Raw genomic sequence first — 13,759 nt, 5'->3', positions numbered from 1 at the left:
ACGGCCCGCTCAAGGGCGAAGTGGTGGCCATGCGCAAGAAGATGCTGGACGCCCACCCGCCCCGCCCCGGCAGCTTTGATTTGAAACAAGATCCGGGCGGCATGATCGACATCGAGTTCATGGTGCAATACCTGGTGCTGCAGCATGCGGCGCAGTATCCGCAGCTGACGGCCAACTCGGGCAATATCGCCCTGCTGCGCCTGTGCGGCGAACTGGGGCTGATCGACGCGCAGCTGGCCGCCCTGGTGGCCGATGCCTACCGCGCGCTGCGCAAGCTGCAGCACCAGTTGCGCCTGCAAGGCCACGACCTGGCCCGGGTGGAACCGGAAAGGGTGCGCGTGCATGCGGACAACGTGATGCGCCTGTGGCACACGATCTTTCCCGCAACGATTGCATAAGCCCGGCGGCGGCGTATGATACGTACAGGCAATTCCACTTCCCAGTAGTGCCGTACAACAGGCCGCGCCGGGATTGCCTATCATCCCAGGAGACAGCGTATGAAGACGAGTGTAAAAACGGGCATCCACGCCCTCGTTGCCAGTTTCATCCTCTGCGCCATGCCGGCAGCGGCATGGGCCGCCCCCAAGGGCAGCGCGGACGAAGCCATCGCCATGACCAAGCGCGCCGTGGCCATGATCAAGGCCGATGGCAAGGAAAAGGCCTTTGCCGCCATTGCCGATCCGGCCAACACCAGCTTCCATGACCGCGACCTGTACATTTATGTGTACGACATGAATGGTGTCACCCTGGCGCACGGTAACAATCCCAAGATGGTCGGCAAGAACCTGATCGATCTGAAGGACAATGAGGGCAAGGCCATCGTCAAGTCGCTGATCACCACGGCCAATACGCCGGCCGGACGCGGCTGGGTAGACTTCAAGTGGCCCAATCCGCTGACCAAGGTGGTCGAACAAAAATCCGGCTACATCGAACGGGTCGACAATATGATTGTCGGTTCCGGCATCTATAAATAAGCCAAGGAAAGAGGAAACCGCGCCCGCATGCCGCTTCATTACCTGTCCCGCCTGAGCGGATCGGCACGCGATACGCAAGCCAACCTGCAACTGGGCTGCGTGCTGGCGCTGGTGGCCGGCGCCGTCAACGCGGGCGGCTTTCTCGCCATCGGCGGCTATACCTCGCACATGACGGGCATCGTTTCCGGCATGGCCGATGACCTGGCGCTGGGCAATATCACGCTGGCCCTGGCCGCACTGGGCGCCTGGCTGGCCTTTGTCAGCGGTGCGGCCGTCACGGCCATCATGGTGAACTGGGGCAAGCGGCGCCGGCTGCACAGCCAGTTTGCCGCCAGCCTGCTGCTGGAAGCGGCCCTGTTATTGCTGTTCGGCCTGACGGGCAATTACCTGGCCACCATGCCCGACGTGCTGGGCCCCGTCACCATCTTGCTGCTGTGCTTTGTCATGGGTTTGCAGAACGCCATCATCACCAAGATTTCGGGCGCCGTCATCCGCACCACGCATGTGACGGGCCTGTCCACCGATATCGGCATCGAGCTGGGCAAGATGGCGTATTACAACCGGCGCCACCTGCCGGACCGGATGGTGAAGGTCAACCGGGGCAAGCTGAGAACGCACAGCCTGCTGATCGCCTGCTTCTTCATCGGCGGCGTCAGCGGCGCACTGGCCTTCAAGCACATCGGCTTTCCGGCCGCCACCATCCTGCTCGCTGGCGTGCTGACCCTGCTGTCCGGCGTGCCCGTGCTGCGCGACTTGCGCGTGCTGTGGCGCTTCTACCGGCGCCGCTTTTATTCGCACAGCCATGAATGAAAAAAACGCCCCGAAGGGCGTTTTTTCTTATGCGGTCAAAAAATTACTTGGCCGACATCAGTGCGACGGTGGTGTCGAGCATGCGGTTCGAGAAACCCCACTCATTGTCATACCACGACGATACTTTCACCAGACGACCCGAGACCTTGGTCAGGGTCGAATCGAAGTTCGACGAAGCCGGGTTGTGGTTGAAGTCGATCGAGACCAGCGGTTCGGTCTGGTACGTCAGGATGCCTTCCAGGGCGCCTTCCGACGCGGCCTTCATCAGCGCGTTGACTTCTTCCACCGTGGTGTCGCGCTTGGCGATGAAGGTCAGGTCGACCAGCGACACGTTGATGGTCGGCACGCGGATAGCGAAGCCGTCCAGCTTGCCATTCAGCTCAGGCAGCACCAGGCCAACGGCGGCGGCGGCGCCCGTCTTGGTCGGGATCATGCTCATGGTGGCCGAACGGGCGCGGCGCAGGTCTTCATGCATCACGTCGGACAGCACCTGGTCGTTGGTGTAGGCGTGCACGGTGGTCATCAGGCCCGTTTCGATGCCGATGGCGTCGTTGAGTGGCTTGACCAGCGGTGCCAGGCAGTTGGTGGTGCACGATGCGTTCGAGATGACGGTGTCGGTCGATTTCAGTACCGAGTGGTTCACGCCGAACACGACGGTTGCATCGACGTCCTTGCCGCCTGGTGCCGAGATGATGACTTTTTTCGCGCCGCCCTTCAAGTGAGCCGAAGCTTTCTCTTTGGTGGTGAAGAAGCCCGTGCACTCCAGCACGACGTCCACGCCCAGCTCGCCCCATGGGATTTCAGCAGGATTACGCTGTGCAAACACGCGGATCGGATCGCCATTGACGATCATGTTGTCACCTTCGACGGTGACCGTGCCAGGGAACTTGCCGTGCGCGGTGTCGTAGCGGGTCAGGTGGGCGTTCGATTTGGCATCGCCCAGGTCGTTGATGGCAACGATCTGGATGTCCTGTTTCTTGCCGCCTTCGTAGAAAGCGCGCAATACATTACGGCCGATGCGGCCGTAGCCATTGATTGCAACTTTGATCGTCATACTCTGCTCCTGATTAAAAAAGAAGGTACATGCACGCCCTGGCGAGCACATCGCCAGGACCGTTAAAAATCAATATTAGCCAGCGATAACGGCTTTCACCTTGGCGACAACGTTCTCGACCGTGAAACCGAAATGCTTGAACAGCACGCCGGCAGGCGCCGATTCGCCGAACGTGTCGATACCGACCACGGCGCCTTCCAGGCCCACGTATTTGTACCAGAAGCTGGTCACGCCCGCTTCGATGGCCACGCGCGGCACGCCCTTGGTCAGCACGCTGGCCTTGTAGGCGGCGTCCTGGCGGTCATACACGTCGGTCGACGGCATCGACACGACGCGCACGTTGATGCCTTCCGAGGCCAGCGCGCTGGCGGCGGCGACAGCCAGTTCCACTTCGGAACCGGTGGCGATCAGGATCGCCTTGGCGTCCGCCACGTCGTTCAGCACATAGCCGCCGCGGTAGATATTTTCAATTTGCTCGCTGGAACGCTCCTGGTATGGCAGGTTCTGGCGCGAGAAGATCAGGGTCGACGGGCCATCCTTGCGGCGCACGGCGGCGCCCCAGGCAGCAGCCGACTCGACGGTGTCGCATGGACGCCAGTTGTCCAGGTTCGGGATCAGACGCATCGACGAGACGTGCTCGACCGATTGATGGGTCGGGCCGTCTTCGCCCAGGCCGATCGAATCGTGGGTAAACACGAAGATCGAGCGCAGTTTCATCAGCGCGGCCATGCGCAGCGCATTGCGGCTGTAGTCGGAGAACGTCAGGAACGTGGCGCCGAACGGGATGTAGCCGCCGTGCAAGGTGATGCCGTTCATGATGGCGCTCATGCCGAATTCGCGCACGCCGTAGTTGATGTGGTTGCCAGGCTGGCCCGAACGCACGGCCACGCACTCTTTCCAGTTGGTCAGGTTCGAACCGGTCAGGTCGGCCGAGCCGCCGAGGAATTCCGGCAGCGACGACGCCAGTGCCTGGATGGCGTTCTGGCTGGCCTTGCGCGTGGCGATGTTTTCTTTCTTTTCCACGCAGGAAGCGATGGCGGCGCTCAGGGCCGCTTCGAATGCCTGTGGCAACTCGCCCTGCATGCGGCGCGTCAGTTCGGCGGCTTGCTGCGGGAATTCGCGGGTGTAGGCGGCAAAGCGCTCGTTCCAATCCGCTTCCAGCAGGGCGCCTTGTTTCTTGGCATCCCAGGCTGCGTACACGTCGGCAGGCATCTCGAACGGTGCGGCATCCCAGCCGATGTATTCGCGCACGGCGGCGATTTCCTTGTCGCCCAGCGCGGCGCCGTGGACCTTGTCGCCGCCTTGCAGGTTCGGCGAACCCTTGCCGATGATGGTCTTGCAGCAGATCAAGGTTGGCTTCGATGCGGTCTTGGCGGCGGCGATGGCGGCAGCCACGGCGGCAACATCGTGACCGTCGACAGCGCGGATGACGTTCCAGCCGTACGCTTCGAAGCGGGCCGGGGTGTCGTCCGTGAACCAGCCTTCGACTTTGCCGTCGATGGAAATGCCGTTGTCATCGTACAGGGCGATCAGTTTATTCAGGCCCAGGGTGCCGGCCAGCGCGCACACTTCGTGCGAAATACCTTCCATCAGGCAACCGTCGCCCAGGAAAGCATACGTGTAGTGGTCGACGATGTCGTAACCTGGCTTGTTGAATTCAGCGGCCAGCAATTGCTCCGACAGGGCCATGCCGACGGCGTTGGCGATGCCCTGGCCCAGCGGGCCGGTGGTCGTTTCCACGCCTGGCGTGACATCGACTTCCGGGTGGCCCGGCGTTTTCGAATGCATCTGGCGGAAGGCCTTGATGTCATCCATCGACAGCTCGTAGCCCGTCAGGTGCAGCAGCGCGTAGTGCAGCATCGAGCCGTGACCGTTCGACAACAGGAAACGGTCGCGGTTCTGCCATTTTGGATTCGCGGGATTGTGGCGATAGTGACCGCTCCACAGGGCAACTGCGATCTCGGCCATGCCCATCGGCATGCCTGGATGGCCGGAGTTGGCCTTTTGTACAGCGTCCATTGCCAGTGCGCGGATCGCATTGGCCATTTTGGTAGTCGGGAGCGTAGTTGTCATGATGGTGTGGGTCAGTCGCGAGTTTGGGATTCGTTTGCAACAGCACGGACAAGAAAGAACCCAGGCCGGCTGCTTTATGTAGTCAACTATTTTACCAGACTGGGGGGCTGCAAATTAGAATTGCGGCGTACTGGCCCGCCAAATGGCTATACTTTGACGTCTTTCCACCCCACTTACCCCCGTTGAGGATTTGCATGCCGCGTTTTTTCTGCCCCCAGCCGCTCGTCGCCGGCGCCACCGTCTCCCTGCCGGAGGCTGTCGCCCACCATATCCAGGTCGTGCGCCTGGCGCCGGGCGACGTCATCACCCTGTTCAATGGCGAAGGCGGCGAAGTGCAGGCCAGCCTGGTGGCGGTGGCCAAGCGCAGCGTGACGGCGGAAATCCAGGCGCACGTGGCGCGCGAAGCGGAACTGCCGTATGCCGTGACCCTGGCGCAGGCCTTGCCGGAAGCATCGAAAATGGACTGGATCATCGAAAAAGCCATCGAACTGGGCGCGGCCGGCATCGTGCCGCTGGCGGCGCAACGCTGCGTGGTGCGCTTGTCCAGCGAGCGGGCCGAGAAAAAGCTCGCGCATTGGCAAGGCATCATCGTTTCCGCTTCAGAACAATGCGGACGCAACCGACTGGCCCAGCTGGCGCCATTGCAAGACTTCAATAGCTGGAGCAGCCAGCAAGATCTGCATAAGCGCATCATCCTGACGCCGCGCGCGGAGCAGTCGCTGGCCGACTGGGCGCGTCACCAGCCACCGCAAGCGATCACCGTGATGGTGGGACCAGAAGGCGGGTTTACCGAGGCGGAAGAAAAAGCTGCCATCGCGGCTGGCGCCATCGGTTTGGCGATGGGACCGCGCATCCTGCGCACGGAGACGGCGGGATTGACAGCGCTGGCGACGCTGGCGGCATTGTGGAGTGGGATGTAGGAACACGCCAGCGGCCAGCTGTTGCGACAAGGCCGGCGCCACCGCATCCCCCTTCACCCCACCGGCAGGATCGCGCCTGCACCGCCGCACGCTTTCACCAGTTTCCGCAAGTCGATACCCTACGCACATAAAAAATCTATGGTCACCCTCCTTTTTGCAAGCTGATTTTGTATGATGTGAGTAGGCTTGCTTAAATCTATCCGGCGTCTGATTGGAGATGGATCTCCGCGCCACGATGAGAGTCGCGCCTGTCGGTCCTGAAAACCCGCTCGGCTTTCACAGCCGATTTTTTAGCCAGAGTATCCGGCAGGCCGGTGTGCCGTTCATGTCATCCAATATCAGCAGTCGCAAAACCAGGTAGGTGTGCTGTCAAACGGTGAGTCTGGGAGGCCCTCATGTTGTCATGGGGGCCTCTTTTATTTCAAATTCGGTATGGTGGGCCGCGATGGCCCATGCCATGCGCGCCAGTTTGTTGGCCAGGGCGCACGCCACCACATTCGAGTGGCGACGCGTGAGCATGGCGCGGACCCATTGTGCCAGCTGTCCGCGTTGGCGCTCCAGTCTCTGCATGTAGGCCCGCGCGCACTGCACCAGCAGGCGCCGCAGATTCTTGTCGCCGCACTTGCTGATGCCCAGCAACTTGTTTTTACCGCCGGTACTGTACTGGCGTGGCACCAGCCCGACGGCGGCGGCGAAGTCACGGCCGCAGCGGTAGTGCTTGCCGTCACCGACTTCGGCGGCCAGCACGCTGGCGGTGATCGGTCCGATACCCGGTACCGTCATGAGCCGCTGGCCCAGATCATCTTCAGTGACTTGCCGGGTCAGGTCCTTCTCGATCTCGGCGATCTGCTGGTCGAGATACTTGAAATGGGCATGCAGTCGCTCCAGCACTTGTACCAGCCGTGCTGGCAGGCGCTGTTCTGCCAGCACGGAAGGCAAGCGTTTGATCGCGGCGTGGCCGACGGGCAAGCTGATACCGAACTCCAGCAGAAAGCCGTGGATTTGGTTGCTCGCCTTGACACGCTCGCGTACCAACGATTCGCGCACGCGGTGCAGCGCCGAAAGCGTCTGTTGAGCCTCGTTCTTGGGCGTGACAAAACGCATGGCGGGACGGCTGGCCGCCTCGCAAATGGCTTCGGCATCGATGAAATCGTTCTTATTGCTCTTGACGAAGGGGCGCACGAACTGCGGCGAGATCAGCTTGGCCTCATGGCCAGCCGGCCAGTTGCCGGGCGATGCAGTGCGCTCCGGCACAGGCCTCCATGACGATGGTACAGGGATGAAAAGTGGCGAGAAACGCGATCAGTTGTGGGCGGCTGAACTTCTTGCGCAGCAGTGTTTTACCTTGGCGATCCTGTCCGTGGACATGAAAGCTGTGTTTGCCGAGATCGATGCCGATGAGCATGACGTTTTCCATGATGGCCTCCTTCAGAAATGAAAACACCCTATAAGTTTAGTAACTTATAGGGTGGAGGGTGACCATCTCATTACCCGCCGGCGAACCTGGCGGGTTTTTTTCAGACTTTCATCCCATGCTCCTTGCGGAGCGCGGAATTAGAAGGACTGGTTGTAGCGCACGTAGACGAAACGGTCGATAGGCACGTTAGGATCGACGGCCGACGAGGACGATATGCCGACGCCCTGGCTGGTCGCGGCGTACATCAGGCGTGGCGCGCGGTCGAACAGATTGTTCGCGCCGACCGAGATCTGACCATTCCACGACGTTTTATAGGCCACGTTCAGGTCGGTGTAAGTGGTCGAACCAAGCTTATTGTAAGCGCCGTTCTTGTAGCTGACACCAGGCGCATCAGGATTCGAGCACTGGATTTCGGTATCCAGGCACAGATCTTTCACGCCACTCATGTAACGCAACGTCAAAGTCGAGGACCAGTTGCCCATCATCCAATCGAGGCTGACGTTCGATTTCAGGCGGCTATACGTGAACTCGCCGGCATATTCCTGCCATTTGGCCAGATCCGATTTCTTTTCCTTGAACGAACGCAGCACGGTCGACTCCGTACGCACAGCGAAATTACCGTACGAAGTGCGTGGCAGACGATAGTTCAAGCCGATGTCGAAACCTTCGGTGGACAGTTCGCCCTTGTTGATCCTGCCGCGCGACAGACCAACCACGGCGCCAGTTGCATCACGCACAACATCACCGCAGTATTTCGTCAGGCTATCGATAACGCAATTGCCGATCACATCAGCAGCTTCCCAGCCGGAAATCTGCTTTTTGACATCGATCTTGAACCAGTCCAGGCTAGCCGTGAAGCCTGGCACATACGATGGGCTGTACACAAAACCCAGGGTCTTGGTTTTTGCCGTCTCAGGCGTCAAGGTGTTGTTACCCACGCCGGTATTGAAGGCCACCGTCGATTGTGCACCGGCAGCCGTGACTGCCTTGCCCGATTGATTCAGCTGACGATAACCAGCTGGCACACCGGTGTTTTTGCAACGCAACGCAACAGCGGGATCACGCGCAGCCATGCCGAACTTGCTGTCGCATGGATCGAGGTAGCTGTCGAAACTTTGACCGCCGCCGCCGAAGGTGTCACCCAGCGCCGGAGCACGGAAGCCTTCAGCCCAGGTACCGCGGGCCAGGAAATCGTTAACAGGCTTCCACATGAAACTCGCTTTGCTATTGGTGGTGCTGCCGACATTGTCGTAGTCCGAGTAGCGCGAAGCGAGGTCGATCGACAGCAATTTCGCAAATGGCTTATCTTTCAGCAAAGGAATATTTGCTTCCAAATACAGTTCCTTGACCGAATAGCGACCTTGGGTGGTCTTCGCCGCCAGATCCGTCGAATAGCCCGATTGCTCGAACTGGCCCGGACGGTCATAACCGCGCACATCGCGCTTCTCGATACCGCCGGCGACGCCCACCGCGCCCGCAGGCAAGGTGAACAGCTCACCGGAAACATCGGCGGTGATGCTGTTGACGGTGCTGCCGTAGGTGCCCTGGCCATTCGACATGATGTACTTCCACGCCTCTGGATTCGAGACCGATGGACCGCCCAGGATGTTAAATGGCGTGCATTGCGAGAACGGCGTCGGGTTGACGGCGCTGCCGCACTGCACTTGACCGGCCGCGTTCATGAACGATGGACCCAGCGCTTTTTTCAGGTTCAACAAATTAATGTTGCCGGTGCTCAGGTTTTCACCCTTGATCGAGTTGTGGTTGTAGCCGGCACTCCAGCTCCACGGCAAGCCGCGCAGCGTGAATTCACCTTCCAGGGTTGCATCGATGTGCAAGGTCTGGTTGTTATTGTCGGTGATGCGCGGCTGCTCGACGGTACGGCGAGCGAAGTACAAGTCCTGGCCCTTGCCGGCGCCGGCGACCTGGTTGCCGTATGGATTGAAGTAACTATCCTTGTCGATAAAGACGCGATAGTTAGGCTGCACCGTGCTGTTGATGGGGTGGCCGGCGATCTGGCGGGTAGAACTGCGCTCAGCATACATGGCCGTCGTCGTGAAACGCAGATCCATCGGCAATTCGATCGTACCTTTGGTAAAGATCGAAGTCAGCTTGGTCGGCGCCTGGAACATCATTTGCTGCGACGAGTTGTACTTGTCTGCGTTGGCATCCGCATAGTCATGGTAATTGGCAGGATTGCGCGCATCCGCGCCCACGCCACTACCGTCAAACGAACCCGTATGGTTCAGGAATTTATTGAAACCGCCGGTTTTAGGATCGGTATTGCTTGCACCGACTGCGGTAATCGGGGTGATACGGCCCCATGGCCCCGCGCCAAAATTGGCGCCGAAGAAGTCGCCCGTACCAAAGCTTTGCGAAGTGATATCGCGCTTGTTCGCCCAGACCGGCTCGGTCTTGCTGTGAGAGATGCCAAACATCATCGAGGCTTTTTCGCCATTCGCGCCATACGACAGCGAATAATCTTCGCTCTTGCCGTCGCCTTTTTCGTTGATGCCCTTGTAGACGCTGATGGCCGCGCCTTCCAGGCGTTTTTTCAGGATGATGTTGACCACGCCGGCGATCGCGTCGGAGCCGTAGATCGACGATGCGCCGTCTTTCAGGATGTCGATGCGCTCGATCATGGAGGCAGGCACGGTCGACATGTCGGTGTAGCCGTCAACCGATTGCGTCCAGCGCTTGCCATTGACCAGCACCAGCAGGCGGTTGGCGCCCAGGTTGCGCATGTCGATGTATTGACCGCCCTGTTCGCGGTTCGAGGTCAGGACGGCACCCTTGCTGAACGCTGGCGTGCCAGCCGATGTCATTTGGTTCAGGATATCGCCAACGGTGATCAGACCTGTCGCCTGAATTTGCTGAGCAGTAATTTTTTGAACAGGTTGCGCTGTTTCCAGGTCTACCTGGCGGATCCGCGATCCGGTAATTTCCACGCGCGTTGGCGCTTCAGCCTCAGCTTGCGCTTGGGCAAAAGCCGTCAGCGAGTTCAATGCCATTGCGACTGCGACGGCAATCTTGGTACGTTGGTGCATAAGTTCTCCGATGAAATTATACCTGCTGATCTAGTCAGGCTCTTGTAAACATAAAATTATGTTTAGTGTCTTTCTTCCGACACAGTCGGCCATGTATCCAGCCGTTTATCGCTTTATGAGCGAGCTTGCGTCGTCCCTCTGACATTTCGCCATCAAACCATTTTCAAAGCAGCACTGTCAATAATACTCAAAAACTAATTCGCCCAAGAAACAACACTTTTTTTGATGCCAGGGTTTTAATTTGCATCGCTGAAAAATATTGCTACACTAGTTGAAAAAAAACCCATATGCACCAGAGTGGTGCGGCTGGAGCTTCCCCGTGTTTTGTCCGCCATTTCTTGGTGCGCTGTTATTGCATGCCGAAAATGTGCCACAGCGCTGGCCGGGGTCCCAAAAAAGTCGCCAGCCTCGACGGAAAATCGGCTATCACGCCGCTATGACATTTCTTGCGCACCAAACTGGCACACCGCAGAACCGCCAGTCCTGTGCTTCTCCCGCATGGCGCAAACATGGTCACATCCGCTGGCGCCGGCCGGCTGACGCCAGCGGCAGAAATTTACGCGTTGGAAAAATACAACAAAAATAAACTAATCCTATCAAAGGCCAGTTTTTTGTTCTACATTACTATCCTACTTTCAAAGAAATAGTCTCGCTGCAATGCAGCGTGCGTTTTTATTGGATGCATGTATTTACGCACATGAAAATTGTTTTTAAAAATACCTGCACTCTTTCCATTTCCCGAAAAGGCATCTGCGGATATTCAGAGAAATTTCATCCGACACCCTGTCATTACCCCCTCTGCTTGCCACCTTCAATTAGCTATGCCATTACACAATTGCATGTTCGTGCCATTTAATTCCATTTGAATTGGACGATAATCCGCTATGCAGCCGGATAGATAAACCATCCCGTTTTCATTGCGCCTCCATTTCTGCCCGATTGCGCCACCATCCCATACTGTCCGGCAACGGCACACAGCATCCATTTTGTTCCTGCTGCACCGCCCAGGCTGCACCGGGTACCGTCCCTGCGGCCAGTCGCGAGACCAACTGCGCCATCCCAACGACAAGCCGTACAGCAGGTAAAATAGCGCCTTGATGGCAGCGCGCATGCGCTGCCTCACAGACTCTCCGCTAGATACGGAGCCCGGCCATTTATATAGACAGATATTATGTTGCGACTCAACGAAGTAAAACTCCCCCTCGAACACGACGATGCAGCCCTGCCCGCCGCCATCCTGGCGCGCCTCGGCATTGCCGCGGATGAGCTGCTCGGCTTTACCGTCTTCAAGCGCAGCTATGACGCGCGCAAGCGCAGCGCCGTGGTGTTGATTTACTCGTTGCAGGTGGACGTCAAGAATGAAGCGGCCGTGCTGGCGCGCCTGGGCCACGATATCCATCTGATGCCCGCGCCCGACACCAACTACAAATTCGTCGCCGGCGGCGAACAGCTGGCCGGCCACACGAATGAACCGCGTCCCATCGTCATCGGCACGGGGCCATGCGGCCTGTTCGTGGCGCTGATCCTGGCGCAGATGGGCTTGCGCCCCCTCATCCTGGAACGCGGCAAGCAGGTGCGCGAACGCACGGTCGACACCTTCGGCTTCTGGCGCAAGCGCGAACTGAACCCGGAATCGAACGTCCAGTTCGGCGAAGGCGGCGCCGGCACCTTCTCGGACGGCAAGCTGTACAGCCAGATCAAGGATCCCAAGCACTATGGCCGCAAGGTGCTGACGGAATTCGTCAAGGCCGGCGCGCCCGAGGAAATCATGTATGTGAGCAAGCCGCACATCGGCACCTTCCGCCTGGTCAAGATGGTGGAAGAAATGCGCGCCAATATCGAACAGCTGGGCGGCGAGTACCGCTTCAGCAGCAAAGTGGTCGATCTCGACATCGTGCCGGGCGCCGACGGCGGCCAGGTGCGCGGCGTGGTGCTGGACAATGGCGAGACCATCGCCAGCAACCACGTGGTGCTGGCCATCGGCCACAGCGCACGCGACACCTTCGAGATGCTGCACCGCCGCGGCGTGTACATCGAAGCCAAGCCGTTCTCGATCGGTTTCCGCGTGGAACACCCGCAATCCTTGATCGACAGCTGCCGCTTCGGCCCCAGCGCCGGCCACCCGATTCTGGGTGCGGCCGACTACAAGCTGGTACACCACGCCAGCAATGGCCGCTCCGTCTACAGCTTCTGCATGTGCCCCGGCGGCACGGTGGTGGCTGCCGCCTCGGAGCCGGGCCGCCTGGTGACGAACGGCATGAGCCAGTACTCGCGCAACGAGCGCAACGCCAACAGCGCCATCGTCGTCGGCATCACGCCAGCCGACTATCCGGGCGACCCGCTGGCCGGCATCGCCCTGCAGCGCGACCTGGAAGAGCGCGCGTTCGCCCTGGGCGGCGGCAACTACGATGCGCCAGGCCAATTGGTGGGCGATTTCGTGGCGGGCCGCGCCTCGACCGAATTTGGCAGCGTGGTGCCGTCATACAAGCCGGCCGTGCACTTGACGGATCTGGCGCCGGCCCTGCCCGAGTACGCGATCACGGCCATGCGTGAAGCGTTCCCGGCATTCAACAAGCAGATCAAGGGCTACTACAAGGCCGACGCCGTGCTGACGGGCGTGGAAACGCGCACCTCGTCGCCGATCCGCATCAAGCGCCGCGACGACAACCTGCAAAGCCTGAATACACAGGGCCTGTTCCCCGCAGGCGAAGGCGCCGGCTATGCGGGCGGCATCCTGTCGGCGGCCGTCGATGGCATCAAGGTGGCAGAGGCGGTGGCGCTGTCGATGAGCGCGGCCTGATTCATCCCCGCGGCCGCGTGCAATGCGCGGCCGTGGTTTTCCGGCTTCCCTGAAAAGTCATCAACACCACGCTAACCAGCTATCCATTCAGTTTGACTGGAAGCGCACAGCCACTCCCCAGCACCAGGCATCCAGGCCATTGATTTAGCTACAGTAGGCGTGCAAGGCGATCCAGTCGCACTCTTGGCCAAGTACCCACCTGACATCGGCAAGCACCCCCTTTTTATTGCAATTAATACAACATGCTTCTTACAGGGTGTTTCATTTTCACATCATCTTTCCAGTTGTATCGGGATTGTTACAAACAAGAGAGAGAAATTAACTATTTTTCTATTTCCTCAAAAAATTGGACCTTTCCTGCAGACCAATTTCATTCCCTCCCGAATGATACGGGTCTCCAAGGACAAAATTAATTGACAAATATAGAAAAAATATCAACTTGCTAAATTGGAAATGCCGGTTAGAAATTCACGTGAAATGTTACGTAATTACGACTTTTCCTTTCAATAAATTTATTTTTAGCATTTTTTTTTCATCCACTGAAAGTTGCGAAGTTTGACAAACAATCACTAGCCATGATCTCATGAAGAAACTGAATTCTCGTTGTCAACCACAGGGGAATTTCAGCTGTATGTTAGTAAGGAACTTGCTTTTATACCAATAA

The 13,759-nt window shown here is 58.8% G+C and carries 7 protein-coding genes and 2 pseudogenes; 5 read left to right on the top strand and 4 right to left on the bottom strand.

Going from position 1 to position 13,759, the window contains the following annotated elements:
• From K0F86_RS27335 to K0F86_RS03950, 3 genes and pseudogenes are all read left to right on the top strand, one after another.
• Window positions 1–398 (top strand): annotated as a pseudogene (locus K0F86_RS27335) (bifunctional glutamine synthetase adenylyltransferase/deadenyltransferase); the annotation flags it as partial.
• A gap of 99 nt (window positions 399–497) precedes the next feature.
• The gene (locus K0F86_RS03955; RefSeq protein WP_099760460.1) at window positions 498–974 is read left to right on the top strand and encodes a cache domain-containing protein; all 477 of its coding nucleotides are present in this window, start codon (window positions 498–500) and stop codon (window positions 972–974) included.
• 27 nt (window positions 975–1,001) lie between these two features.
• Complete coding sequence (locus tag K0F86_RS03950; protein ID WP_219133057.1) at window positions 1,002–1,784, top strand: YoaK family protein; 783 nt, start codon at window positions 1,002–1,004, stop codon at window positions 1,782–1,784.
• 43 nt (window positions 1,785–1,827) lie between these two features.
• Here the strand turns inward: K0F86_RS03950 and gap are convergent, their stop codons facing one another.
• Together gap and tkt are read right to left on the bottom strand one after the other, a co-directional pair.
• Entirely contained in the window at window positions 1,828–2,838 is a 1,011-nt protein-coding gene (gene gap / locus K0F86_RS03945) for a type I glyceraldehyde-3-phosphate dehydrogenase (RefSeq protein ID WP_096234037.1), read from the bottom strand.
• A 75-nt stretch (window positions 2,839–2,913) separates the two neighbouring features.
• The gene (gene tkt / locus K0F86_RS03940) at window positions 2,914–4,911 is read right to left on the bottom strand and encodes a transketolase (RefSeq protein ID WP_219133056.1); all 1,998 of its coding nucleotides are present in this window, start codon (window positions 4,909–4,911) and stop codon (window positions 2,914–2,916) included.
• 194 nt (window positions 4,912–5,105) lie between these two features.
• Between tkt and K0F86_RS03935 the strand changes: the two genes are divergently transcribed.
• Window positions 5,106–5,831, top strand: coding sequence for a 16S rRNA (uracil(1498)-N(3))-methyltransferase (locus tag K0F86_RS03935; RefSeq protein WP_219133055.1), 726 nt, complete (start codon window positions 5,106–5,108; stop codon window positions 5,829–5,831).
• Between the two features lie 393 nt (window positions 5,832–6,224).
• Here K0F86_RS03935 and K0F86_RS03930 read toward each other — a convergent pair.
• Both K0F86_RS03930 and K0F86_RS03925 read right to left on the bottom strand, forming a co-directional pair.
• Window positions 6,225–7,248, bottom strand: a pseudogene (locus K0F86_RS03930) (IS110 family transposase).
• A 137-nt stretch (window positions 7,249–7,385) separates the two neighbouring features.
• Window positions 7,386–10,259 carry a TonB-dependent receptor domain-containing protein gene (locus tag K0F86_RS03925; RefSeq protein ID WP_257572003.1) on the bottom strand — a complete coding sequence of 958 codons (2,874 nt, stop codon included), beginning with the start codon at window positions 10,257–10,259 and terminating at the stop codon, window positions 7,386–7,388.
• A gap of 1,207 nt (window positions 10,260–11,466) precedes the next feature.
• Here K0F86_RS03925 and K0F86_RS03920 point away from each other — a divergent pair.
• Window positions 11,467–13,095, top strand: coding sequence for an NAD(P)/FAD-dependent oxidoreductase (locus K0F86_RS03920; protein WP_219133052.1), 1,629 nt, complete (start codon window positions 11,467–11,469; stop codon window positions 13,093–13,095).
• Window positions 13,096–13,759 lie beyond the last annotated feature (664 nt).

Origin of the sequence: Janthinobacterium sp. UMAB-60 (assembly GCF_900095235.1) — a bacterium.
Taxonomy (GTDB): domain Bacteria; phylum Pseudomonadota; class Gammaproteobacteria; order Burkholderiales; family Burkholderiaceae_D; genus Janthinobacterium.
Note: the sequence above shows the minus strand (reverse complement) of the source record. Positions and strands in the feature narration are given on the sequence as shown.

Excerpts from the sequence above, each read along its gene's own strand:
- K0F86_RS03935 (WP_219133055.1), top strand. The coding sequence starts at position 5,106 with ATGCCGCGTTTTTTCTGCCCCCAGCCGCTCGTCGCCGGCGCCACCGTC.
- K0F86_RS03925 (WP_257572003.1), bottom strand. The coding sequence starts at position 10,259 with ATGGCATTGAACTCGCTGACGGCTTTTGCCCAAGCGCAAGCTGAGGCT.
- K0F86_RS03955 (WP_099760460.1), top strand. The coding sequence starts at position 498 with ATGAAGACGAGTGTAAAAACGGGCATCCACGCCCTCGTTGCCAGTTTC.
- K0F86_RS03920 (WP_219133052.1), top strand. The coding sequence starts at position 11,467 with ATGTTGCGACTCAACGAAGTAAAACTCCCCCTCGAACACGACGATGCA.
- K0F86_RS03950 (WP_219133057.1), top strand. The coding sequence starts at position 1,002 with ATGCCGCTTCATTACCTGTCCCGCCTGAGCGGATCGGCACGCGATACG.
- tkt (WP_219133056.1), bottom strand. The coding sequence starts at position 4,911 with ATGACAACTACGCTCCCGACTACCAAAATGGCCAATGCGATCCGCGCA.
- gap (WP_096234037.1), bottom strand. The coding sequence starts at position 2,838 with ATGACGATCAAAGTTGCAATCAATGGCTACGGCCGCATCGGCCGTAAT.